Annotated in this window: 21 protein-coding genes and 2 pseudogenes; 16 read left to right on the top strand and 7 right to left on the bottom strand. The window is 40.1% G+C overall.

Features of this window, described 5'->3' with window-relative positions; all coding sequences use genetic code 11:
• The 9 genes from EDC51_RS01995 to EDC51_RS01950 all read left to right on the top strand — a co-directional run.
• Positions 1-1,515: VENN motif pre-toxin domain-containing protein (locus tag EDC51_RS01995; protein WP_211334976.1), on the top strand; the 1,515-nt coding region annotated here is incomplete at its 5' end.
• A gap of 175 nt (positions 1,516-1,690) precedes the next feature.
• Positions 1,691-1,975: a hypothetical protein gene (locus tag EDC51_RS01990; RefSeq protein ID WP_131928038.1), complete on the top strand. Its 285-nt coding sequence runs from the start codon at positions 1,691-1,693 to the stop codon at positions 1,973-1,975.
• A gap of 98 nt (positions 1,976-2,073) precedes the next feature.
• Positions 2,074-2,331: an ESPR domain-containing protein gene (locus EDC51_RS01985; protein WP_131928037.1), complete on the top strand. Its 258-nt coding sequence runs from the start codon at positions 2,074-2,076 to the stop codon at positions 2,329-2,331.
• The gene (locus EDC51_RS01980) at positions 2,295-3,368 is read left to right on the top strand and encodes a hypothetical protein (RefSeq protein WP_131928036.1); all 1,074 of its coding nucleotides are present in this window, start codon (positions 2,295-2,297) and stop codon (positions 3,366-3,368) included. The genes EDC51_RS01985 and EDC51_RS01980 overlap by 37 nt, the downstream gene beginning before the upstream one ends.
• A gap of 362 nt (positions 3,369-3,730) precedes the next feature.
• Positions 3,731-4,051, top strand: coding sequence for a hypothetical protein (locus tag EDC51_RS01975; protein WP_131928035.1), 321 nt, complete (start codon positions 3,731-3,733; stop codon positions 4,049-4,051).
• A gap of 135 nt (positions 4,052-4,186) precedes the next feature.
• The gene (locus tag EDC51_RS01970) at positions 4,187-4,477 is read left to right on the top strand and encodes a hypothetical protein (RefSeq protein WP_131928034.1); all 291 of its coding nucleotides are present in this window, start codon (positions 4,187-4,189) and stop codon (positions 4,475-4,477) included.
• 80 nt (positions 4,478-4,557) lie between these two features.
• Positions 4,558-5,043 (top strand): ESPR domain-containing protein, encoded by a 486-nt coding sequence (locus EDC51_RS10920; RefSeq protein WP_249038453.1) that lies wholly within the window; start codon positions 4,558-4,560, stop codon positions 5,041-5,043.
• A 159-nt stretch (positions 5,044-5,202) separates the two neighbouring features.
• Positions 5,203-5,661 (top strand): hypothetical protein, encoded by a 459-nt coding sequence (locus EDC51_RS10915; RefSeq protein WP_249038452.1) that lies wholly within the window; start codon positions 5,203-5,205, stop codon positions 5,659-5,661.
• 519 nt (positions 5,662-6,180) lie between these two features.
• Entirely contained in the window at positions 6,181-7,389 is a 1,209-nt protein-coding gene (locus tag EDC51_RS01950) for an aromatic amino acid transport family protein (RefSeq protein WP_131928033.1), read from the top strand.
• A 93-nt stretch (positions 7,390-7,482) separates the two neighbouring features.
• Here the strand turns inward: EDC51_RS01950 and EDC51_RS01945 are convergent, their stop codons facing one another.
• Both EDC51_RS01945 and hpt read right to left on the bottom strand, forming a co-directional pair.
• Positions 7,483-9,546 (bottom strand): transglycosylase SLT domain-containing protein, encoded by a 2,064-nt coding sequence (locus EDC51_RS01945; RefSeq protein ID WP_131928032.1) that lies wholly within the window; start codon positions 9,544-9,546, stop codon positions 7,483-7,485.
• A 94-nt stretch (positions 9,547-9,640) separates the two neighbouring features.
• Positions 9,641-10,180, bottom strand: coding sequence for a hypoxanthine phosphoribosyltransferase (gene hpt / locus EDC51_RS01940; RefSeq protein ID WP_025289387.1), 540 nt, complete (start codon positions 10,178-10,180; stop codon positions 9,641-9,643).
• Between the two features lie 149 nt (positions 10,181-10,329).
• Between hpt and asnS the strand changes: the two genes are divergently transcribed.
• Positions 10,330-11,733, top strand: coding sequence for an asparagine--tRNA ligase (asnS, locus tag EDC51_RS01935; RefSeq protein WP_125134931.1), 1,404 nt, complete (start codon positions 10,330-10,332; stop codon positions 11,731-11,733).
• Positions 11,734-11,795: 62 nt separating this feature from the next.
• Here the strand turns inward: asnS and EDC51_RS01930 are convergent, their stop codons facing one another.
• Positions 11,796-14,945 carry a type I restriction endonuclease subunit R gene (locus EDC51_RS01930; RefSeq protein ID WP_131928031.1) on the bottom strand — a complete coding sequence of 1,050 codons (3,150 nt, stop codon included), beginning with the start codon at positions 14,943-14,945 and terminating at the stop codon, positions 11,796-11,798.
• A 381-nt stretch (positions 14,946-15,326) separates the two neighbouring features.
• Between EDC51_RS01930 and EDC51_RS01925 the strand changes: the two genes are divergently transcribed.
• Positions 15,327-15,833 carry a transposase gene (locus EDC51_RS01925; protein ID WP_131928030.1) on the top strand — a complete coding sequence of 169 codons (507 nt, stop codon included), beginning with the start codon at positions 15,327-15,329 and terminating at the stop codon, positions 15,831-15,833.
• Positions 15,834-16,008: 175 nt separating this feature from the next.
• Here EDC51_RS01925 and EDC51_RS01920 read toward each other — a convergent pair whose 3' ends face one another.
• The 4 genes and pseudogenes from EDC51_RS01920 to EDC51_RS01905 form a co-directional block, all read right to left on the bottom strand.
• Positions 16,009-16,650, bottom strand: a complete 642-nt coding sequence (locus tag EDC51_RS01920) for an abortive infection family protein (RefSeq protein WP_015432606.1) — start codon at positions 16,648-16,650, stop codon at positions 16,009-16,011.
• Positions 16,647-17,972, bottom strand: coding sequence for a restriction endonuclease subunit S (locus EDC51_RS01915; RefSeq protein ID WP_249038451.1), 1,326 nt, complete (start codon positions 17,970-17,972; stop codon positions 16,647-16,649). Before EDC51_RS01915 ends, EDC51_RS01920 begins: the two co-directional genes overlap by 4 nt.
• Positions 17,973-18,140: 168 nt before the next feature.
• Positions 18,141-19,778 (bottom strand): annotated as a pseudogene (locus EDC51_RS01910) (class I SAM-dependent DNA methyltransferase); the annotation flags it as partial.
• Entirely contained in the window at positions 19,757-19,894 is a 138-nt protein-coding gene (locus EDC51_RS01905) for a hypothetical protein (protein WP_170169259.1), read from the bottom strand. The gene EDC51_RS01905 and the pseudogene EDC51_RS01910, both read right to left, overlap by 22 nt.
• 129 nt (positions 19,895-20,023) lie before the next feature.
• Here EDC51_RS01905 and glmU point away from each other — a divergent pair, with 129 nt between their 5' ends.
• The 5 genes and pseudogenes from glmU to EDC51_RS11040 all read left to right on the top strand — a co-directional run.
• Positions 20,024-21,388 (top strand): bifunctional UDP-N-acetylglucosamine diphosphorylase/glucosamine-1-phosphate N-acetyltransferase GlmU, encoded by a 1,365-nt coding sequence (gene glmU, locus EDC51_RS01900; RefSeq protein ID WP_131928028.1) that lies wholly within the window; start codon positions 20,024-20,026, stop codon positions 21,386-21,388.
• 263 nt (positions 21,389-21,651) lie between these two features.
• Positions 21,652-22,368: a 30S ribosomal protein S2 gene (rpsB, locus tag EDC51_RS01895; RefSeq protein ID WP_015432602.1), complete on the top strand. Its 717-nt coding sequence runs from the start codon at positions 21,652-21,654 to the stop codon at positions 22,366-22,368.
• A gap of 99 nt (positions 22,369-22,467) precedes the next feature.
• Positions 22,468-23,319 carry a translation elongation factor Ts gene (gene tsf / locus EDC51_RS01890; RefSeq protein WP_015432601.1) on the top strand — a complete coding sequence of 284 codons (852 nt, stop codon included), beginning with the start codon at positions 22,468-22,470 and terminating at the stop codon, positions 23,317-23,319.
• A gap of 130 nt (positions 23,320-23,449) precedes the next feature.
• Positions 23,450-24,163: a UMP kinase gene (gene pyrH / locus EDC51_RS01885; protein ID WP_015432600.1), complete on the top strand. Its 714-nt coding sequence runs from the start codon at positions 23,450-23,452 to the stop codon at positions 24,161-24,163.
• A gap of 85 nt (positions 24,164-24,248) precedes the next feature.
• Positions 24,249-24,644 (top strand): annotated as a pseudogene (locus tag EDC51_RS11040) (ACT domain-containing protein); the annotation flags it as partial.
• Positions 24,645-24,845: the final 201 nt, after the last annotated feature.

Here is a 24,845-nt window from a genome sequence, read left to right as displayed (position 1 = left end):
ACGGATTTAAGCCAAGCAAATCGACAGGTGGCACAGCCGAAGGATATTAACAAAGTTCTGAAAGAGCAAGCCTCTATTAGCAATGCGCTTGGCAACCTCAGCGAAGCAGCGAATAGCTATGCCGATAAAAGAGCCAAAGAAACCAAAGATAAAGCTTGGGAAGAAGGTGGCTCGAAAAGACGGCAAATGGAGGCTGCAGTGGCAACACTTGGCGCAGTGCTAAGTGGCGGCAGTGCAGGGCAAGTGGCAGTAGCGGCGCTTTCCCCGGAGCTGAATGCCCAAATCCACGAGCTAACGAAAGACAGCAAAACGGCAAATTTACTGGCGCACGCCGCCCTTTCTGCATTAGAAGCTGGGGTATCAGGCAACAACGTTGGTGCAGGGGCGGTGGCTGGTTTAGTCGGCGAAGGCAGTGCAATGTTACTGGCTGAAACAGTGTTCAACAAACAACCGAACGAACTCACTACCGAAGAGAAAAACCTGTTAAAAGTAGCGGGACAACTTGCGGGGGCGGTATCGGGCAACCTTGCAGGCGGCACAACGGCGGATACGGTGTTTGGGGCAGGAACGGCGAAGCGGGCGGTGGAGAATAACTACCTATCTCGACAGGAGGCGGAACGAAAACGTGTTTTAGAAGGCAAACTTCAAACCGGCACGATTACAGACGCAGAGAAGTCTGAGCTTGATGCAATTAACCGTAAAGATAGAGAAAGTGATATTGCTTTAATTTCAGCTTGTGAAGGAAACCGTCTGTCTGCTGAATGCCAAGTAGAGCGGCAAAAACTCGAACGAGATAAATTCAGCTACTCAGGGGCAGAATATACTCCGACAGGTTATAACTACCCGACTTATACTCGTTATTCAGATCTTTATTCTGAAGATTATGAAAAAGTCACAAGTTTTTCAGACAGATATGATGTGCTGAAAAATGCAAAAGTGAAGGCAAATGCGGATTTTTCTAGATATGCAGGGCTATCTGAAAATATAGTCAATAAAATTTCATTATGGGGAGATTTTTTATCAAATGGAATTTCTTCATATAGTGGATCTAGATTTGGAAAATATGACCAATATGTACCAATGAATGAACAAATTAAATTTCATTTATCAAATGAACACGGGTTTGACAGAAAAGGTATAAAAGGAGGACACAACTTAGATAAATTTGTCTCATCATTATATAGCAACGAGATTAATGGAAAAATCAGAGATATAATACCTACTCCCTACAATGGGATATATGATATTTATTACCAAATTCCAGCTTTTGATGGAAAAGGGAATAATATCGGGTTTAAAAATATAAAAGAGCCTAAAACAGTATATGATAGTTCTATATACAATGATAACTCAATGTATAACTTAGCTAAAGATGCTGTAGCAACCAGTTATAGAGATCATATTGATAGACAAGGTTTTAAAAACTATTCAGTAACCTATGATGGCATTAGATTCAGAGTATATATAGATCCAAATACAGGTGAGGTTAGAAATGTTCATCCATCATCTAAATAAATCAGAGTATAAACTATATGAATTATCATTATGTGAGAAACTTAGGTATGGAAATATAGAGCCTGAAACATTATTTTATAAAAAAATGTATTTTAAAAAATGTAGAAGTCATTTGTGTACATTATTTGCTTTTGCATATAATGATATTAATTTGATAGAGTTATTTAGGTGCATATTGAACAAATCAGAATTCAGAGGGGAAATATATGGGATTGATTTTATTTCATATAGTAATGATGTTATTTTTTTTATAGGGTATGAATACGAGGAGAGAATCCCTTATTTAGAGTTGCTTGTTTATATGAAGCGAGCAATGAGAGTTTTCTTATTACTTAATGGTGGGCTAAAAAGTAATTTAGATGTTTATTTTATGATAAAAAAGTATATTCAATCACCAAATTCAACAAGCTCTAAATTTAGTGGTAGAACAACTGGTTGTTTTGGCACGAGCAAGGATTAGCCTGAAGTATATATTGCTAGCGTCCACGCTAGTACGATCTAACACAAATTACAAGCGGTTAGTTTTGTTAGGTATTTTGCACTTTTTAAAAAGTAAATATGAACAACATCCATCAAGTTATTTTCAACAGGGCAACTCAACAATTCGTTGTAGTATCTGAACTTGCTAAATCAGCCGGAAAGTCTAAAGTCATTTCTGCTGATACTGTGGATGTTGTTTCCATTTTGCAAAATTTTTCTGAAAAACGACCGCTTGTAGATTTTTCGCTTCCAACAAGAGGTCAAATAAACAACACAGCCAACAACACCTTAAGAGAGCGGTGGAGAATAACTATCTTTCTAAACAAGACTGGATAGACTACAAACGAGAAATCGCCACTTGCGGAGATAATCAAGAATGTATCAAAGGAGTAAAAGACGAATTTTCCGATGTTAATCGGGCAAATAGCGAAAACTTAAAAGCGGCTTGTCGTCTTGGCGGTAGTAGTGAAGCCTGTGCAGAACATACTAAAGCAGCACAGGATGGTTTTGATTACGCTAGAACAAATGTACAATTTGATGGTTCTGGCTGGATGGCAAGAGTGATGAATACAAACAAGGCTGAAGCTAAAATTGAACCAAGTCAGGCTTTAGTAGGGCACGAGACTATTACTAATATTGAGAGGGCTTTAGCTGATCCTAATGTACGAAATAGACTGGAAAACGATCCTACTTTACGAGAAGCATTAGAAAAAGGAATTGATCAAGCAGCTAGTGCAGTAAGAACTGAAAAAACGAATGCCTATGAATTTAGTGCAAAATTTGAATATCCAAATATTTCAGTACTTTCAAATGATTATAAAGTATTTGGACGAGAATTAGGGGCAGAGCCAGTTGTACCTGAATATTACGTTTATTCGGGATTAGGGCTTACAAAGATAGGGAAAAATTTATTTGATTTATCTTCGCCATCAACTCGCTTGATTGTCGGCGCGAATGGTGCAGTAAGTGCTGGTTCTCAATATCTTGCTAGTGGAGAGGTCAGCTTAAAAGATACTGCAAAAGATATGGCAGAAGCCTATGTAACTAAAGATTTTAGCTTTAAAGCTTATACAGCTTGGAATTTAGGAGTAGGCTTCTTAGAAGGTGGTTTAGAAAATGCAGGAGTAAAAACAGTAACAAGCACATTAGGCTATGGGTTTGGTAAAGGAGTTGAAAATACCTTAGGTAAAAATATTAACACTTATGGAAATAGCCTGAGAACAGAGCCGATTAAAGTGGGAAGCCCAATTACTCGGTTTGTAGAACCTAGCTCAGTTCCTGTAGGAGTAGGAAATGCTATAGATAGTATTAGTAATAAATTTTCAGAAAATGAATATGAAAAATTTAAACTTTTGAATGGAGTGGAAAAATGAAACACCCTCTAAGAGTTTATGTGTTTGCATTTTTGATATCATATATTTTTTCTAATATTGCTATATTAGGTATATTTTCATTTATAAAGTTATACTTTTATTTTTTTAGGTACAAGATGAGAATACCTTTTTGGAACTTTATATACGAAGATATTAGATTTTTATTATTTATGCCTATTATTACCGCTCTATCTATTATGATTATGTATTTTGGACAAAGGAGATAGCTTGTAGCTCGTAGGTTAGGCTGAGCCTGCGAAAACCCAATGTAATGAATAAATACTTGTTGGGTTACGCTTTGCTAACCCAACCTACGAGCTATAGAAAAATAATTTTAGGAGTAATTACTATGAAGAAAGTATTTGATCTCAGAAAAAAATATAGACGAGCCATATTTAATGAGAATGTATCAAAAGGCAACATTATCTAATAACAACATAGGTCTTTTAGGAGAGTTTGGATTATTTGGAACTACAGAATGGTGGGATAATATATCAAAAGGAAAGATTAAAAGTAGAATATTTACAGGGGTTATCGTGGATTTGTATATAGATGGTCAGGATTCTGCAGAAAATGCTTTTGAATTAAAACTAGAAGATGGAAGTAGGATAAAGGAATCTATTATGGTAAATAATCCTTCAGATAAAAAGTTATTTCAAAAAGGTAAAATTGCTAGTATCTGAAATTTTCATATATGATGATATCAAGAACAATGTTTAACCCGATAGCGCCCGTCTCCAGACGGGTGATAAACATATTGCCTAATATTTTGTAAATTTTGGTACGAGCGAGGACGCTCGCACCATCGGGGGTTCTAAATGATAAATTTGAAATTCTACCCTGATTTTTTTTGTTATTCTTTATGGGTTTTATATGATGATGGGAATGTTGAAAATATTGATCCTACAAATCTACCTATAAGTAATGAGTTGAAAAATGATATTTCCACATGGGGAGATAAATATAATGCTATATATGATGATTATCCACCAAATTCTAACTTTAAATCTAAGAAAGATGAAACTGAGTTTTTTATACAAGGAGCTTGTTTATACAATAGATTAATAACTGAATTACCTAGTAAATATAAGGTTAGTATTGGTTGGTGAATGTATATTCAATGGTACTCCCCGATAGCGCCCGTCTCCAGACGGGTGATAAACATTTGCCTGATATATGAAAATTAAAAATGAACCATAGATTTCACAAAATCATTTTCAGTCAATCCCAACAACAATTTGTAGTGGTTTCTGAATTGGTAAAATCTTCGGGAAAATCGTCAACCTTGCCAAAAGCAAAGGTTGATGATGTTTTTTCGTTGTTGTTTAAAAATCTATTTAGGCATTCAGAATTACATTTGCAAAGCCAAGCCTGGCAAAACAACCAATTACAAGCGGGCAAATTAGTCACACATTCTGCAAACGGCAAACTCTTACTGGATGCCACTAATGTCAAAGCCGGAGAGGTGCAAGACTTTGAAGCCATTAGCCGCCAAGACCTCACCAAATACAGTAGTGAGCAAGTGCAAGCCGGTGGCAGCGTGTCTGTCACTTACGGCTCTGGCGGTGGGGCAAAGGCAAATGCGGCTTACAACTCAGCCAAATTAAACACGGCACAGGATGAAAACCAAACGAGTGTCGATATTGGTAAAGGCGGAATGAATGTTACCGTTTAAGGCAACACACATCTTGATGGAGCAATCATTACCAGCGAAGCAGACCAAGAAAACAACCGCTTCCAAGCCGGCACGCTGACCACCGGCGATATTGAAAACCACAGTGAACTGAAAACAAGAAGTGCAGCGATTAGCGGTGGCACAAGCGGAGTGAACCCGATGTCGGCACTGAGCTTACTGGGCAATAAAAACGAAAGTGAGCGAAGCACGACAAAAGCAGCGATTGGGGAAAATATCAACATTGCACTCACAAACGATAAAAACGCCGAAAAAACGCTTAGCCAGCTCAACCGAGATACACAAAACGCCAATCAAAAAGTGACGAAACACGACATCAGTGAGGTGAAAGAAACACAGGAGCTGGTGAAAGGCATAGGTGAGATTGCGGAGAAGGCATTCCAAATTTACACGCATTCGGCGCGTGAAAAAGTGACGGAAGCGAAGCTGGAAATGGGCAAAGTGGAAACCCGTTTGAAAAATGAGGGTAAAACAGAAGAAGAAATCGCTCAACATCCTGAATATCTTGCATTAAAACAGGATTTAAACGATAAACAGCAGACTTTTGATAACGCCTACACGGCACGGGTAGCAAAACCAAACGAGCAGTGGAAGCAGTGACGGCAGCCTTGCAAGGTTTAGCGGCGAAAGACGTAGGATAAGTCAGCCACTGGTAATAAATTACTTACTGGTGATGAAAACGCTCAGTTCTGTAACCATTGTTGCAGAATTGAGCGTTTTCTTTTTATATGCTGAGTTAAAGTGTTGAAATTATCTGCAAAAAGATAGGAAAGATATTTGGAACTAGTGTAGATATTATTTGTTTGGAAAGAATGCGTTACGTTAATACGAGAAATTTGAAAGTAGAGAGTTGTATAGTAAATGATAGTGTTTGGTCTTTAATATTAAAAAATACGTTTATTTATCAACTTGTTAGTTTTTAATTATGCTAATTTTTGGTGGCAATGAGGCAAGCGGGTAGTGTTGCTACTTTTTTGCAAAATCATTTTGAGGTGTTTTTTACCTAAGCTTTGCAAGAAAATTTACATCTTTGTATAAGAAAATTTCCAATGAAAATAATTAGTTACATTTATTTTTATGCTAACTATAATGCCCGCCTTATACATTAAGGAGGCAGAAATGCGAAATAAATTATTAGGCAGTGCATTGATGATTGCAGGCACAACAATTGGCGCGGGTATGTTGGCAATGCCATTAACTTCAGCGGGTATTGGTTTTTCAATGACAGTTCTTTTATTAGTAGGGTTATGGCTTTTATTAACGTATACCGGCTTGCTTTTTATGGAGGTTTACCAAACAGCAAAGGTGCGTAATGTCGGTGTAGCGACATTAGCTGAGCAGTATTTTGGGGTAATGGGGCGTATATTAGCTACATTCAGTTTGCTTGTTTTGTTATATGCGCTGCTCGCAGCATATATTACAGGAGGTGGTTCGTTACTATCTGGTGTATTGCCGTTTTCGGCGGATAGTCAAACAAACTTAACTTTAGGAATTTTATGTTTTACCTTGGTATTAGGTGCTGTTGTTGCGATAGGCATTAAAAGTGTTGATGGGCTCACTCGGATACTCTTTATTGGTAAAGTTGTCGCTTTTTTTGTTGTATTGCTGATGATGTTACCTAAAGCTAAGTTGGCCAATTTAAGCGCTATTCCGTTAGATAATTTATTAGTGATTTCGGCAGTGCCTATTTTCTTTACCTCTTTCGGTTTTCACGTGATTATGGGATCAATCAATGAATATCTTGAGGCAGATATTCGTAAAATCAGATTAGCGATTATTATTGGTACACTCATTCCCCTTAGCGCCTATTTATTGTGGCAGTTAGCAACACATGGCGTGCTTAGCCAAAATGAATTTGTTGCAGTGTTAAAACAAGATCCGACATTAAATGGATTAGTTAGCGCAACGGCACAAATTACAGGGAGTAATATGCTCGGCGAATTAGTACGCCTGTTTTCTGCTTTAGCGTTGATTACCTCATTTTTAGGGGTAGCAATGGGGATTTTTGAAGGTGTGGGTGATCTATTTAAGCGGCTTAATCTCTCTACAAATCGCATTTTCTTGACAATTTGTACTTTTATTCCACCTTTAGGTTTCGCACTATTTTATCCAAATGGATTTATTGCAGCGCTTGGTTATGCGGGGCTTCTATTTGCTTTTTATGGTTTGATTTTACCTATTGGCTTAGCTTGGAGAGCACGTCAGCAACATCCGAATTTGCCTTATCGTGTTGCGGGGGGCAATATTGCGCTATTTTTAGCGCTAATTTTTGGGATTTTTATTATGTTGATCCCATTCTTACCGAATTTACCTTCAGTGGTTGGTTAGCATTCGCGTCATAACTTAACAAGCGGGTGGTTTTGCAAATTTTTCTGCAAAACCACCCGCTTGTTATTTTTTATTGTGCTTATTGGGATTAAGCTAATAGCGTTGTTGTTCGGCTTTAGTAAACATCTGCAATGGTTGTAAACCCTGTAACATTTGATAGTAATAATCATAAGCGAGCACATTTTGTACATAGCCTCGGGTTTCAAAGAATGGGATAGAGGCAATAAATTCATCCATTGCCAATTTTCCATTCGCTCTTGCTAACCAACGTTCAACTCGATGACTTCCTGCGTTATAAGCTGCTGCGATTAGAATGCGATTGTTGGGGTATTTCTCATTTAATTCAGCAAGATGAGTGGTGCCAAGCATAATATTGCGAAATGGCTGTAATAGATCTTGCTCTCCGCTAAATGGTAAACCATTATTTTTCGCCGTTTGCTTTGCAGTCGTGGGTAGCATTTGCATTAGCCCTAGAGCATTGGCATGCGATTTAGCTTGGAAATTCCAAGCACTTTCTTGGCGTGCAATTGCCATAGCAAAGCTTTTGCTGATTTTTTTATTCTTTAAATTGAGATCAAACCATTCGCTATAAGCATTTGGCAGGCGTAAATCAATATAATCCCATGCTTTGGCGATAATTGTGCCTTCTACGCTCAAATCAAACCAGTTTTGTTGTTGCGCATAGTGTGTTAAGGCTAGTTTTTCTGTAAAACTGACGGATTGTAGCAGATCTTGCCATGCCAATTTCGCTCGGTCGAAACGTTGTAACGCCCGGAGTTCTGCAACTCTGGCTAATTGGGATCGAAAGGCGATTAGCTGATTTTCATTGAGCATTGGCGCTTTTGGAAAATCAAATTGATAAGGTTTTCCCAGAGCATTTGCGGCAAGCATCGGATAAAAACCACGCTCTTGGCTTAATTTAGTTAGGCGCGCTGCTTTCTCAGGGCTGGTTTTGGCTATCCAATATTGCCATTCTTGCTTATTTTGTGCTTCCTGTGAGAGGAGAGCCAACCAAGGTTTCAAATCTGTTTTCTGCCAAATTGCCATACGAAGACGCCGCTCAAGCAGATTATCTGCTTTTAATTCAGCAAGTTGTGCATCGCGCCATTGCTGAAATGCCACGTTATCATTATCAAATGCACGACTGAGAAAAGCGATTTTCCATTGGCGAATATCATCAGCGGAGAGTTGGAATTTTTCTGCCCAAGTTTGGTAAATAGCCCAGTGATCCTGATTGCTCTCTTCAGGCTGGCTTTTCACAAATGATGTAAATGCTTTGGTGATGATGGCTTGATTCCATGGGTCAAGCGCTTGATTTTCGGCAAAAGTTTGCAAACTGTTTGCATTGGTTCGTAGAAATTCAAGTTCTGTTAGCCATTGCTGCACATTTTCATCGGATGAGGGGATATCCGCCAGTGTTTGATTATGTTGAAAGTGAATAACAGCTTTATTTTTTATTTTTTCTACATTAAGAAAGCCTTGCTTTAGCCACTCTTGGGTTAATGAATCGCATTCTGGGGGTAATGTGGTATGAGTGTTTTGCCAAAAAAGATCAAACTCTTGCAACAGCTTTTTTTGTTCATATTTGAAGGATTCAGTATGCTCTGCATTGAATTGCTGATATTTACTCTCGAATACGAGGCATTGATTTTTTAACCCTTCAGCAGGTGTGTTACCTGCATATTGCAATAATTCCTCTCGCTTTTGGTGTTCTGCATAAAGTGAGATAGGAAGTTGTGCTAATTTATTGCGTTTGGCTGTATTTGGATACTGTTTGCTGAAGGTCTGTATTTCTTGTACACGTGTTGCGAGGTTTTCGGGAGTAACCATAGCCAGTTTGGCGCGTAAAAGAAGCCATTGTGTTTCTTCTTGCAAAGGATACTCTTCAGAAATTAATTGCGAAGCAAGCTTTATTAAGGGCTCGGAAACCATTTTTTGCTTAATTGCTGTATTTATTAGATTTTCTAACTGCAAGAAATTTTCACGTTGCAGCAAAAGAGTTTGTTGCTCATTCAACCATTGCTGTTTTAAGGCTAGAGGTTGCAGTTCGACATCTGCTGTTGTGCTCTCTGTGGGTGGCATAGTTGGTATGGTTGCTGGTGTAGCAAGCGCGAATGGAGAGAGAATAAACAAAGCGGGTAACGTTTTTTTCCACATATTGAGTCTTCTTGGTTACATTGAACGCGATTTAGTACATAAAAACCGCTTAGTGTTCCCACCAAGCGGTTCATTTTATACAAAATTTTGCTAATTATTCTTCAATAACAACTTGAGCGATATAATCTAAATTACGGTAGCGTTGTGCATAATCGATGCCGTAACCCACTACAAATTCATCAGGAATTGCAAAGCCTGCCCATTGTACTGGTACATCAACTTCACGGCGAGAAGGTTTATCGAGCAAAGTACAAATAGAGACAGATTTTGCCCCCTTGAGGATTAACAACTCACGCACTTTATTTAAGGTAAAGCCGGTATCAATAATATCTTCAACCAGTAAGACATCTTTACCAAAGACTTCACCATCAAGATCTTTTAAGATCTTAACATCGCGACTAGATTCTGTACCGCTGCCGTAGCTAGAAGCTGTCATAAAATCGACTTCTAATGGCATATCAATTAAACGAACTAAATCTGCCATAAACATAAAAGAACCGCGTAATAATCCCACAACGACTAAATTTTCACACTGCAAATGCTGATAGTGTGCGTTAATTTGACTGGCAAGTTCTTGAGTACGAGAAAGGATGTCTTCACGAGAGATAAGCGTTTCTAAATGATGTTTTTTCATAGTGACCATTTTTAGGGAGGAACAAGGCTAAGATTTTAATTTATCCGTTAATTTTTGTAAATCTGCATTATCCGCTTATCAGCAAGGGCTTTTTCTTGTAGAATGCTTGGGTTTTTTGTTTGCAAAAATTCTAAATATCAGAGGTTTATATGTCTAAATTCCCATCAGTTTCGGAAATTCTTAGCGGTAAAATTGCCGTAGGAACCGAGGTCTCTGTGCGTGGTTGGGTACGTACCCGCCGTGATTCAAAAGCGGGTCTTTCTTTCCTTGCCGTGTATGACGGTTCTTGTTTTGACCCAATCCAAGCAATTGTTAATAACGATATTGAAAATTACCAAAATGAAGTTTTACGTTTAACCGCAGGTTGCTCTGTTGTTGTTACTGGGGTGATTGTTGAATCGCCAGCAGAAGGCCAAGCGGTTGAATTACAAGCAAAAAATGTCGAAGTAGTCGGTTGGGTAGAAGATCCAGATACTTACCCAATGGCAGCCAAACGCCACTCGATTGAATACTTACGTGAAGTGGCACATTTACGCCCACGCACCAACTTAATCGGTGCGGTTGCGCGTGTTCGCCACTGTTTAGCTCAAGCGATTCATCGTTTCTTCCACGAACAAGGTTTCTACTGGGTCGCAACCCCATTAATCACTGCGTCTGATACCGAAGGTGCAGGCGAAATGTTCCGTGTTTCAACATTGGATTTAGAAAATTTACCACGTGGTGAAAACGGTAAAGTGGATTTCAGCCAAGATTTCTTCGGACGAGAATCTTTCTTAACCGTATCAGGTCAGTTAAATGGCGAAACTTACGCTTGTGCATTAAGCAAAGTTTATACGTTTGGTCCAACATTCCGTGCAGAAAATTCAAACACTACTCGCCACTTAGCCGAGTTCTGGATGGTTGAGCCTGAATTTGCTTTCGCCGATTTAGCTGATAACGCTAAATTAGCCGAAGATATGCTGAAATATGTCTTTAAAGCGGTACTCGCAGAACGCCCAGATGATATGGCATTCTTTGCCAAACACATTGATAAAGACGTGATCAACCGCCTTGAAAACTTCATCAATTCGCCATTTGCCCAAGTGGATTACACCGATGCGATTGAGATTTTGCTCAAATCAGGCAAAAACTTTGAATTCCCAGTAGAGTGGGGGATTGATTTATCTTCTGAACATGAACGTTATTTAGCGGAAGAACACTTCAAATCACCAGTGGTGGTAAAAAACTACCCGAAAGATATTAAAGCGTTCTATATGCGTTTAAATGATGACGGCAAAACCGTTGCCGCAATGGACGTGTTAGCACCGGGAATTGGTGAAATCATCGGCGGTTCACAACGTGAAGAACGTTTAGATGTGCTGGATAAACGTATGGTTGAAATGGGCTTAAATCCAGAAGATTACTGGTGGTATCGTGATTTACGTAAATACGGCACTGTGCCACACTCGGGCTTCGGTTTAGGTTTTGAACGCTTGATCGTGTATGTCACTGGCTTACAAAACATTCGTGAAGTGATCCCATTCCCACGCTCGCCTCGTAATGCGAATTTCTAATTAACGATTAACAGGCGGTTATTTTTGCAATTTTTTTGGCAAAAATAACCGCTTGTTTTTTGTTATATGTCGTTTTCGCTTAATTCTCCGGCGATCTCTTCTGCTTGTTGCAACACAAACTCAATCGCTTCCGCCTGTAAATCGGGCGGATATTTATAGCTACGTAGGGCAATGCGGATTAAGGTTCGCATTTTGGCACGCACCGAGTCTTTATATTGCCAATCTACGGTGACCGATTTGCGTAATTTATCGGTAATCTCTTTGGCGAGGTTCATCAACACTTCATCGCCCATTTCCCGCACCGCACTTTCGTTGCGTGCCAAAGCATCATAAAACGCCATTTCCGCAGAGCTTAACCCCAACTGTTCCCCTCGTTTTTGGCGGGCTTCAAACTCTTTGGCAAGGGCGATCAGCTCTTCCAAAATTTCCAATACGCTTAAATTGTGGTTGTGGTATTGGTTCATCGCCTCTTTGAGTTTCTGTTCAAATGCTTTTTTGGTGGCAAGATTGGCACCGCTTTGCTCTCGCAGTTGTGCGACAAGATAACGCTCCATTGCCGACAGCCACAAATCTTTGGTCGGGCTGTTTTTCACTGTTTCTAAAAACTCATCAGAAAGCAGGTTGATGTTCGGGCGGTCTTTTTTCAGCAAATCAAATAAATCCACCACACCGTCCGACTGTACCGCACGGTTCATCAAGGCGGTAAGTTGCAACAAGCGGTCTTCGCCCGAAGGATTGCGAGGAGCGGTGCTGTTTTTGATAATGGTGGCACGCACCGCATCATAAAACGCCAATTCCTGTTTATAGGGTTCAACTGCTTTTAATGCCCCACATAAAGCATAACCTTTTTTCGCCAAGCGTACCGACTGTAAAAAAGCGCTTTTGCGTGGGGTTTTGTCTTTGGCAGTGTTATCAATTGGCTGAATGCGGTCTAGGGCGAGAATATGATTGGCAGCCTGCAAAATCGCATTGAGCAGTTTGGCAGGTTCGCTGATTTGCAAAATTTTGGCAATATCAACCGCTTGTCCGTCAATCGGTGTGGCAAATAGCCCACGAATGACCGTGATGTGTTCCACCATTTTTTCCAGCACCGCTGAAATGTCTCGCACCGGCTTTTCTTTGCCGCCTGCGTTGGTGTATTGCTTCATCGCTTTTTCTAGCTCATCGGTTAAGCCCACATAATCCACAATCAAGCCGCCATTTTCACGGCTTTTGTTGCGAAATACCCGATTTACCCGAGCGATTGCCTGCATCAGGTTGTGTCCGCTCATTGGTTTATCAATATACATTGTGTTACAACAAGGGGCATCAAACCCTGTCAGCCACATATCTCGCACAATCACGATTTTGAGTGGGTCGTCTGGGTCTTTAAAGCGTTTTTCTAAGGTTTTTTTGTCCTGATTATGTACTTGCCACTCGGCAGGGTCGCTGGCATTGCTTGTCATCACAATTTTAATGCTGCCTTGAAGCACATCGTTTGAGTGCCATTCGGGGCGAAGTGCGGTGATTTTTTCGTAGAGTTTGACGCAAATGGCACGGCTCATCACCACAACCATCGCTTTGCCGTCTTGCTGTTTGGTACGCTCATCATAATGGGCAATAATATCTTCCGCCATTTTCTGCAAACGGCTATCCACACTGTGCAGTTTTTCACGCAGGCGGAAGTTATAGCTGGTTTCATCTTCTTCTATCAGTGTTTGAGCTTCTTCCATCACTTTGGCAAATTCACGGCTTTCACCGAGACTGATTTGGCGTGGCTCATAAATAATCGGCACGGTTGCCCCATCTTCCACTGCATCTTCAAAATCATAGATTGACACATATTTGCCGAAGACTTCTTGGGTATCTTTGTCATCAAGAGAAATCGGTGTGCCAGTAAAACCGATAAAAGACGCATTGGGCAATGCACTGCGTAAATGCTTGGCGTAACCCTCACGATACTCGCCCTTGTGGTTGATTTTTTGGCTAAAACCATATTGCGAACGGTGCGCTTCATCGGTAATCACAATGATGTTTTCCCGCTCGTTTAACACTGGATGGGCAAGCTCGTCCTCCATTAAGCCGAATTTTTGAATGGTGGTAAAAATCACACCGCCTGCTGAACGACTGGCAAGGGCAGAGCGGAGTTCATCTCGCCCATCGGCTTGGATTGGTGTTTGTTTGAGTAGTGCCTCACCGCCGCAAAAAGTGGCATAAAGCTGACCGTCCAAATCGTTGCGGTCGGTCACCAACACTAAAGTCGGATTTTTCAGGCTGCTTTTGCTTAATACTTTGCCAGCATAAAACAGCATAGAAAGCGATTTGCCCGAACCTTGCGTATGCCAAAACACACCGATTTTGCGGTTGCCTGTGGCAGCAAGCAGAGTGCAATCCACCGCTTCATTCACGCCATAAAACTGATGATACGCCCCGATTTTCTTAATCAAACGGTTTTTGCCGTCCCGTTCAAACACCACAAAATTCTGCACATAATCCAAGAGATTTTTGGGATTCATCACGCCTTGCAGTAAGGCGGTGAGTTCATCTTCAAACACAACGCGTTTGCTCTGATTTTTTTCATCGACCACACGCCAAGGGGTAAAACGGTCGAAATCGGCGGTCAGCGAACCGATACGGGCGACAATGCCGTCTGAAATCACGAGTGCCTGATTAAACACAAACAAATCGGAGATTTCATCTTTATAGGTTTGCAGTTGGGCAAACGCCTTGCCAATGTCGGCATTTTCTTTGAGCGGATTTTTCAGCTCAAATACCACCAGCGGCAAGCCATTAACAAAGCCAATCAAATCAGGAATGCGTTTGCCCTTTTTACCGCCAATATCCAGCTGATTGACAATACGAAAATCGTTGTTTTCCGGACGCTGAAAATCAATCAGCTGCACCACATCAGACACCTGCTCACCGTCTTGCTGATAAGTGATTTTTACCCCATTTCTTAGCCAATCATAAGCCTGACGGTTACGCTCCGCCAAATCGCCACTGTCGGCACGGCACACCTGTGCCACCACATTGTCTATCTCGGCAGTGGGCAAATTGGGGTTTAATTTGGCGATGACTTGCATCAACAACGGCTTTAAAATCACCTCGGCGGTTCGCTCTCGCCATTCGTGTTCTAAACCTGCCAAAATCGTTTTGCCGTAGGTGTATTGCCAGCCCAAGCTTTGCAAAGTCGCAATGGCGGATTGTTCAATGGTGTTTTCGTTGATCAGCATAGTGTGTCCTTGTTTTTTATTTTTGCGATCTGGATCGAAAAAATAGCAATCCAATCGGATTTTATCTCTGTGATTTGTTAAATTTAAAACGGAACATTATTCATCGTTATAATATTGGGTTTATATTGTTATGGGCGTATGACATACGCCCCTACATACGAGCATTATTCTTGCTTAAATATAAATTTAAAATCCCGATTGTAGGGGCGTACGTCGTAGCCCAAGCGGAACATTATTTACGTTTATCCGTTGGGATTTATGTTATTGAGGGCGTATGCAATACGCCCCTACGTACGAGCATTATTCTTGCTTAAATATAAATTTAAAATTCCGATTGTAGAGGCGTACGTCGTACGCCCATTGCACAAATGAGGTATCAAAATGAAACCAACCAGAAAATCCATTCGTGTAAAATGGGATAATTACCAAAATGGTTCGTATTTCATTACTATTTGCACCCAGCATAAATTGCATTATTTTGGTGAAATATCCTATGATGGAATGACTTTATCTATACTTGGTAATAAATTAAAAAATATCATTATTGAAACATCAAAATATACAAGGCAATTTATCGAAATCCCCATTTACACCATAATGCCAAACCACCTTCATTTGATTATCACATTAAATACTGATTTTGATATTTCTCAGCATTATTTCCAATCCAATACCCACAATATTGGTTCGATTGTTCGTGGTATAAAATCCGCATTAACCTCATTTGCCAGACAACATGATTTGGATTTTGCGTGGCAACGTGGTTATCACGACCGCATAATCCGCAACCAAAAAGAATTTGAACATATTTACCAATATATTGAAAACAATGTCATAAATTGGCAACAGGATTGTTTTTATCCTGATAATCCCAATCCGAAATTTTAATTTATATTTTTGCGGGCGTATGATATACGCCACTACGTACGAGCATTATTTTGGTTTAGATGTAAATTAAAATACCGAAGGAACATTATTTTCGCTCAAATATAAATCAAAACATCGATTGTAGGGGCGTACGTCGTACGCCCATGTGTAAATTTCAAAGTTTTTTATTTTTTACTCACAATGTTTCAAGCAATCTATCTTGTTTTGAAGAAATATATTCATTATGTAATTCTTTATATGCTTCAATATCTTGGTCAAACAAGGCCCTTGAATAGGAAATTTTATATCCTGTATTAAATTCACTATATTCCTCATCTATTTCTTCATTAAATTCTGCATAATCATCATATCTAATTCTTTGTCCTTTCCTATAATCATCAGTAACAATATAAAAATGTAAAATAAATCCAAGGATTGCATTGGTTGTATGAATGACAAATAAAGCTAAATCAGACGAAGGGTTACAATGCTCAATATCTTGTCCGTGGCTGGCGAAGCCGCATTGATTTCTAATTTCGGCAATATAATGTAAAACGCTGTTCAATCTTTTTGATAATTCCTTGATATGCTTGGCATCAGGGTGTAAATCTACATTTAAATTATTTAGTGTGCTAGAAACTAAATTGGGAAAATTATCTGTAATTTTATTTCCTTTATCTTTGAGAATAGTTTTACATACTCCTTCTATAAGTGTCTTACACAGCTCAATGCTAAAAACAGGGTTTGAATAAACATTAGAAATAATATTTTCAACATGCCTATTATAAGCACCAAAACTGGGTGCTTTATCTATGGAGCTTAAAATCCATTTCATCATAAGTGGATTTCTCCACTTAATAATTTGGGTAAGAGCAGGTCTCTGGTTTGGGCTAGGATTTGATTTTCTTCAATATTGTTTCTAAATTTTAAATAAATTGATTTTAAAAAACAGTCAAAAACAATATTAATTTTATTGTTGGCTTTTAGGAATGGTATTCTATTCATATTTGCTTGATTTAATTTCATTTGAACCGCACCAGTTACATAAGCAGATATATTTTCTGTTCTAATGAATGTCATTAAATGTTCAGTTGATATACCATTTTTACCTTGTAAAACATGAGCATGATTATTTACCCAAGATTTACCCCAAATATATTGGATAAATGGGGTGCCATCTTCTCTTAGAACAGAACCATCTTCACCAACTAACAAATAAATATCATCAAAAATGGCTTCATTAACATAATCCATTATTGATGTTGCTCCATAGTAGGGAATTGTTCCCTTTTTTTCTTCTCTCTGTTTTTTGGATAAAGGAATACGTTTTCTATCAAAGCATTCTGAAACCTCTCCAAATGTTGTTATTTCCCACCCCTTCGGAACTTCGCCAAATTGTTCATTTTCCACAAGCTCACTTGGGAAGGCTTCGGCGATTTGCCAAAGCGCTTTGTATTCGGTGTCGTTTAACTCGCTGGTGTCTTTGCCACAAATCACCGACATTGCCGCAAGGTTGGCTTCGTGTTCGCTTTTGCCTTCGCTTAGGGCGGCTGCTTTGGCACGCACAGGGTCAAAATTCACAAACCAGCTTTTGAATATCGCCTGTGCAATGGCTTCTAGGGTTTGGTTGGTTTGGGTGTTGAGGTGGATTTTGTCGTCATATTTACCTAAAATATAGGCAATTTTCTTTTGATTTTCTAAACTTGGTAAGTGGAATTCATATTTTTCTAAATCTCCAATTTTCATATTCAACTGAACAGACGTACCACGAGATATACCATCGATATAGTCTGTAAAATGCTTTGATTTAAAAACATAATACATAAATTGTGGATATGCTTTTTCTTTATCTAATCTAATTCTAGCTAATCCATTATTGAAAACGGCAGGGATGTTTTCTTTTACTAAATAGCAAATTCCTGTAGAACAAGTTCTTGCCATAATAATATCATCAGTAATTAGTTGAAACTTTTCGAAATCTTTTTTTATAACTTCGGTATATCCCCATTTTTCAAAAGACTTGCATTGTGAAATATCTTGTATTCTTAAACATCTAATATCTGTTTTCTTTTCAATAATAGGGGCTCTGCGAATAGCATCCAATCCAGTGTTTATACTTATTGTTAATTCTTGTAATGTACATTTATTTCTATCAGCCATTTTCCTCTCCAAATTTGCAATTTTCTGTTAATTTTCCACCGCTTGTGATTTGATGATGAATGTAGGGGCGTACGTCGTACGCCCGAATGGAACATTATTCATATTCAAATCTAGGCATTTATATCGTTGTGGGCGTATGACATACGCCCCTACGCACGAGCATTATTTTTATTCTGTTGCTAACTCAAACCCCAATTCCGCTAAATTCTTGCGGATTTGCTGTTCCAATTCCCGCCCCTGTTTAAATTGTTCATTTAAACAAGCGGTCAATTCCTGCATTTTTTCTGCAAACGGCACGCCATCATCTTTTTCTTGTTCCGCACCGACATAACGCCCTGCGGTCAGCACAAAATCGTTTTTGGCGATTTCGTCCAGCGTGGCGGAATAACAAAATGCAGGGATATTTTCGTAGCCGTCCTGTTTTTGCCAGTTGTGGTAGGTGTCGCTGATTTTGGCAATGTCATCAGCGGTAAAATCACGCAAGACACGGTCTTTCATATAGCCGATTTGGGTGGCGTTGATAAACAGCACTTCACCTTTTCTGGCTTTGGCTTTATTGATAATCCAAATACAGGCTGGGATTTGGGTGTTGGTGAACAGTTGGTTGGGTAGGGCAATCATCGCTTCGACAAGGTCGGCTTGCACGATGTTTTTGCGAATGTCGCCTTCGCCTGAAGTTTGGCTGCTCATTGAGCCGTTGGCGAGCAGGAGTGCCATTTTGCCTTTGGGGGAGAGGTGGTAAATCATATGTTGCAACCACGCAAAGTTGGCGTTGCCTTGCGGCGGTGTGCCGTATGCCCAGCGTGGGTCGTTTGCTAGACTTTCGCTCCACCACTCTTTTTGGTTAAAGGGCGGATTTGCCATCACAACATCCATTTTTTTGTCGATGTGCAAAGGATTTAGTAGGGTATCTTCGGGCTTGTCGCCAAAGTCAAAAGGAATACCACGAATCGCCATATTCATCACCGCCAGTTTGCGGGTGGTAGGGTTGGATTCTTGCCCATAAACAGAAATGGCGTTGCGGTTGCCAGCGTGAGCCTGAATAAAGCGGTCGGCTTGAACAAAAAATCCGCCGCTGCCCATTGCCGGGTCGTAAATCCGCCCTGAATAGGGTTCGAGCATTTCAACAATTAAGGTAACAATGGATTTGGGTGTGAAGTATTGACCGCCTTTTTTGCCTTCAGCAAGGGCAAATTGTCCAAGGAAGTATTCATAGACGTGTCCCAAAATGTCTTTGGCTTGCAGATGGACAGGCTCGCCGTCCAGCATCGGCTGGGTGAAATTGGTGCGTGAGAACAGGTCAATCAAGCCCGTGAGCATCTCATCAGGCACGCCAAAGCCGGCAATGCGTTGGAGTACGCCTTTGAGTTTGGGGTTTTCTCGCTCGATGGCTTCAAAGGCATCATCAATCAAACGGCTGACACCTTTGAATTTGTCTCCCCAAGGCAGCTCATCGCCAAGATTGAGTTTGCTTAATGATTTGGTGTTGTCCCAGCGGGCTTGCTCCGGCACCCAAAAGATGTTTTCGGCGGCGTAGTAATCCCGCTGTTCCAACTCTTCGGCGAGAATTTGGCTAAATTCTTGTTCGTCAAATAGTGCAGGGTCAAGATAGAGTTCGTTTTCGGGCGTGGTGAGTTGGGTTCTTAGCTTATCTTGAAAATCGGTAAAGCTGTCGGAGATGTATTTTAGGAAGATAAAGCCGAGAACGATGTGTTTGTAGTTGGCGGCGTCTAGGTTTTTACGCAGTTTGTCGGCGGCAGTCCAGAGGGTTTGGTCGAGTTCGTTTAAAAAGGCTTGACTTGTGGCAGCGTTGAGATCAGGCTGTGCTGTGCTGTGCTGTGCTGTGCTGTGCTGTGCTGTGCTGTGCTGTGCTGTGCTGTGCTGTGCTGTGCTGTGCTGTGCTGTGCTGTGCTGTTTGGCATTTTAGACTCCTTAGGTTGAAAGGACGGAGTATAGCAATTTTAGATTATTTAAGGAATGTTGGCGTTTAATCCTCAACAAAAATCGGTTAAAATACGCCGATTTTTTATGTGATAAAACAAGGATTTTCTATGACTCAACTGAGTGTGGTAATTTTAGCCGCAGGTAAAGGCACGCGTATGTATTCTGATTTGCCAAAGGTGTTGCACCCTGTAGCAGGTAAACCGATGGTAAAACACGTGATTGATACGGCTAAACAGCTTTCGGCAAAACAAATTCATTTAATTTACGGACATTGTGCGGAATTATTACAAACTCGTCTTGCTGATGAGCCAGTAAATTGGGTTCATCAAGCAGAGCAATTAGGCACAGGTCATGCAATGCAACAAGCCGCACCGTTTTTTGCAGATGATGAAAATATCTTAATGCTATATGGCGATGCACCGTTGATTACCCCTGAAACCTTAGAAAAATTGATTGCGGCAAAACCTGAAAATGGCATTGGTTTATTAACCGTTGTGTTAGATAACCCAACAGGTTATGGACGTATTATTCGTGAAAATGGCTCTGTAGTCGGGATTGTGGAACAGAAAGATGCCAATCCTGAACAGCTTAAAATTCAAGAAGTGAACACGGGCGTGATGGTCGCAAGCGGGGCGAGCTTTAAAAAATGGCTTGCTCAATTAGACAATAACAATGCACAGGGTGAATACTACATCACCGATGTCATTGCAATGGCAAACCGTGATGGTTTTAAAGTTCAAGCGGTGCAAGCAACCGATTTAATGGAAGTAGAGGGGGCGAATAACCGTCTGCAACTTTCGGCACTTGAACGTTACTACCAGAAAAAACAAGCGGAAAAGTTGATGCTTGCTGGGGTAACGATTATTGATCCTAGCCGTTTTGATTTGCGTGGTACGGTTTCACATGGTAAAGATGTAGAAATTGATGTGAACGTGATTTTAGAAGGTTCGGTCACTCTCGGTAACAACGTGAAAATTGGTGCAGGTTCGGTGTTGAAAAATTGCGAAATCGGCGATGGTGTTGAGATCAAACCTTATTCGGTGATTGAAGATACCGTGATTGGTAAAGCCGCAAAAATTGGGCCGTTCTCACGCCTCCGTCCAGGGACAAACCTTGCTGCACATACTCACGTGGGTAACTTCGTTGAGATTAAAAATGCAGTCGTAGGCGATGGCTCGAAAGTAAACCATTTAACTTATATTGGTGATGCGGAGATTGGTAAAAATACCAATATTGGGGCAGGGACAATAACCTGTAACTATGATGGTGCTAACAAATTTAAAACCATTATCGGAGATAATGTGTTTGTTGGGTCTGACAGTCAATTAGTTGCTCCTGTAAAAATCGCAGATGGTGCAACTATCGGTGCAGGTGCAACCATTACGAAAGATGTGGCGGAAAATGAATTGGTGATTACCCGTGTGCCACAGCGTCATATCGCAGGTTGGCAACGTCCGGTGAAGAAAAAATAACATGAGCGGGGGACTTGCAGAAAATTAGCCAAAACAGACCGCTTGTAATAAAAAAATGTTTGTGATTTGGCTATTTTCTGATAGAATTCGCCCGTTTTTGTGCGCCTTAAGTTCGCAAAAACATTTTTTATGTTATTAACCCAAAATCACACACATATCAGCCACTTTTAATCAGGGTGCTAGCGATAGTCGATTACAAGGATATGTGGAGGCAAAACCCATCTAAGCGTTAGCTTAGAAAACAACAGAAAGGAAAATTTCTTATGGCACAAGTATCTATGCGCGATATGCTTAATGCAGGCGTTCACTTCGGTCACCAAACTCGTTATTGGAATCCAAAAATGAAACCATTCATTTTCGGTGCACGTAACGGTGTTCATATCATCAATTTAGAAAAAACTTTACCATTATTCAATGAAGCATTAGCAGAATTAACTCGTATCGCTGCTAACAATGGTAAAATTCTTTTCGTTGGTACTAAACGTGCCGCAGGTGATGCCGTTAAAGCAGCTGCTGTAGAGAGCCAACAATTCTACGTGAACCACCGTTGGTTAGGTGGTATGCTGACTAACTGGAAAACAGTTCGTCAATCAATCAAACGCTTAAAAGACTTAGAAGCTCAAACTCAAGATGGTACTTTCGATAAAATTACTAAGAAAGAAGCATTAATGCGTACCCGTGAGTTAGAAAAATTAGAGTTAAGCTTAGGCGGTATCAAAGATATGAACGGTTTGCCAGATGCGATCTTCGTTATCGGTGCAGACTACGAGCATATCGCTGTTAAAGAAGCGAACAACTTAGGTATTCCTGTATTTGCTATCGTGGATACTAACGCAAGCCCAGATGGCGTAAACTACGTTATTCCAGGTAACGATGATGCAGCTCGTGCGATCCAACTTTACTTAGATGCAGCGGTTGCAGCAATCAAAGAAGGTCGTGGTCAAGAAGCTGAAGTTGCAGCAGAAGCGGCAGCTGAATAATCATTAATTTAAGGCACGCCCTTAAAACACATCCTAAACGGTGAAGCAGGGGCGAAATTCCCCTGCTTTTCTTTATCTATACTTAAGAGGAATTTTAAAATGGCTGAAATCACAGCATCATTAGTGAAAGAACTGCGTGAACGTACTGGCGCAGGTATGATGGAATGTAAAAAAGCGTTAGTAGAAGCAAATGGTGATATCGAATTAGCAATCGATAACATGCGTAAATCTGGTCAAGCAAAAGCAGCGAAAAAAGCAGGTAATGTGGCAGCTGAAGGTGTCATTCTTGCGCGTATTGCAAACGGTTTTGGTGTATTAGTTGAAATGAACTGCCAAACTGACTTCGTTGCAAAAGATGCTGGTTTCGTTGGTCTTGCAAATGAAGTTGCAGACTATGCTGCTGCAAATAAAGACATCTCTATCGAAGCATTAGCAGCACAATTTGAAGAAAAACGTGTTGCATTAGTAGCAAAAATCGGTGAGAACATGAACATTCGCCGTGTTCAATACTTAGAAGGTAACGTAATTGCACAATACTTACACGGTGCGAAAATCGGTGTATTAGTAGCAGGTGAAGGTTCTGAAGAAGAGCTGAAAAAAGTTGCAATGCACGTTGCTGCAAGCAAACCAGAATTCGTAAACCCAGAAGATGTTTCTGCTGAAGTGGTTGAGAAAGAGCGTCAAATCCAAATTGATATTGCAATGAACTCTGGTAAACCAAAAGAAATCGCAGAGAAAATGGTTGAAGGTCGTATGAAGAAATTCACTGGCGAAGTTTCATTAACTGGTCAGCCATTCGTAATGGATCCATCTGTTTCTGTAGGTGATTTCTTAAAATCAGTAAACACTTCTGTTTCTAACTTCATTCGTTTAGAAGTCGGTGAAGGTATCGAGAAGAAAGAAGAAGATTTCGCAGCAGAAGTTGCAAAAATCACTGGCGGTAACGCTTAATTCTTCTAAAAAGGCGGAGATTTCCGCCTTTTTTATGGTTAGAAATTTAATCACAAGCGGTGTGTTTTCAAGGAAATTTTGCAAACCGCTTTTTATTAGGTTTCCATGTGATAATAAAAGAGGTATTCAGATGTCAGCTCCAATCTATAAACGTATTTTATTAAAACTTAGTGGTGAGGCACTGCAAGGTGAAGAGGGTTTCGGTATTGATCCATCTATTTTGGATCGTATGGCGTTAGAAATTAAAGAATTGATTGAAATGGGCGTAGAGGTCGGTGTTGTGCTTGGTGGCGGTAACTTATTCCGTGGTGCAAAACTAGCAAAAGCAGGTATGAATCGTGTTGTTGGTGACCACATGGGGATGCTTGCAACGGTAATGAACGGCTTAGCAATGCGTGACTCTTTATTCCGTGCTGATGTCAATGCAAAATTAATGTCTGCTTTCCAATTAAATGGTATTTGTGATACCTACAACTGGTCTGAAGCGATCAAAATGTTGCGTGAAAAACGTGTGGTAATTTTCTCTGCGGGTACTGGTAGCCCATTCTTTACTACTGATTCTGCAGCTTGTTTACGTGGTATTGAAATTGAAGCCGATGTGGTATTGAAAGCGACTAAAGTGGATGGTGTATATGATAAAGATCCAGCGAAAAATCCAGATGCGGTATTATACAAAGCATTGAGCTATGAGGAAGTTATTGATAAAGAGCTTCAAGTGATGGATTTAGCAGCCTTTACTCTTGCACGTGACCATGGTATGCCAATTCGCGTATTTAATATGGGAAAAGCTGGAGCATTAAAACAGGTGATTACCGGTACGGAAGAAGGTACGACTATTTCTTAATGGTTAGTTATAACTACCAAGGCGGTTTTTTAACCGCCTTTTGTTTTTTGTAAACAAAAGTTTCCAATTTGGTTGTTTACAGGGTATGATATGCGCCATTATCAAGCGGTTTAGATTGTGGCAAATTTTACCAAAGGGAATAATTATGCGTTTAGTGATCGAATGTATTGAACGAGTCGGTATCGCTCAAGACTTGCTTAAATTATTAGCAGAACAGAATATTAACTTAGAAGCCATTGAACTCGAGAAACTTGCAGAGAAGGGGCTGATTTATTTACGTACGGAGAAAGTTGCAGAGCATGCTATGCAACAATTGATTACTGAAATTCAGCAGATTGCTAGTGTTTTAACTGTGCATACAATTCCCCACCTTCCTCAAGAGCGTAAGCAGCTCGAATTGCAAGCTTTATTAGAAGCGTTACCTAATCCTGTGCTCTCTTTGGATATTCACGGCAAAATTACATTTGCTAATTCCCAAGCATGTAAACTTTTATTACCAATTTATCGTTTGAACTTACCTAAGCGTAAGCAAGATAGCATTCAGCATCTGGAACAATTGCCACTAAATGAGGTGATGCCAAATTTAAATCGAACCAAATGGTATGGGGCGTATTTAGAAAAAGGGCGCAATGCACAGATTGCACATCTACAGCCTATTTCCCATGCCACACAATTTAATGAG

Origin of the sequence: Bibersteinia trehalosi (assembly GCF_004346205.1) — a bacterium.
GTDB lineage: Bacteria > Pseudomonadota > Gammaproteobacteria > Enterobacterales > Pasteurellaceae > Bibersteinia > Bibersteinia trehalosi.
This window is presented reverse-complemented; position numbering and strand designations above follow the sequence as displayed.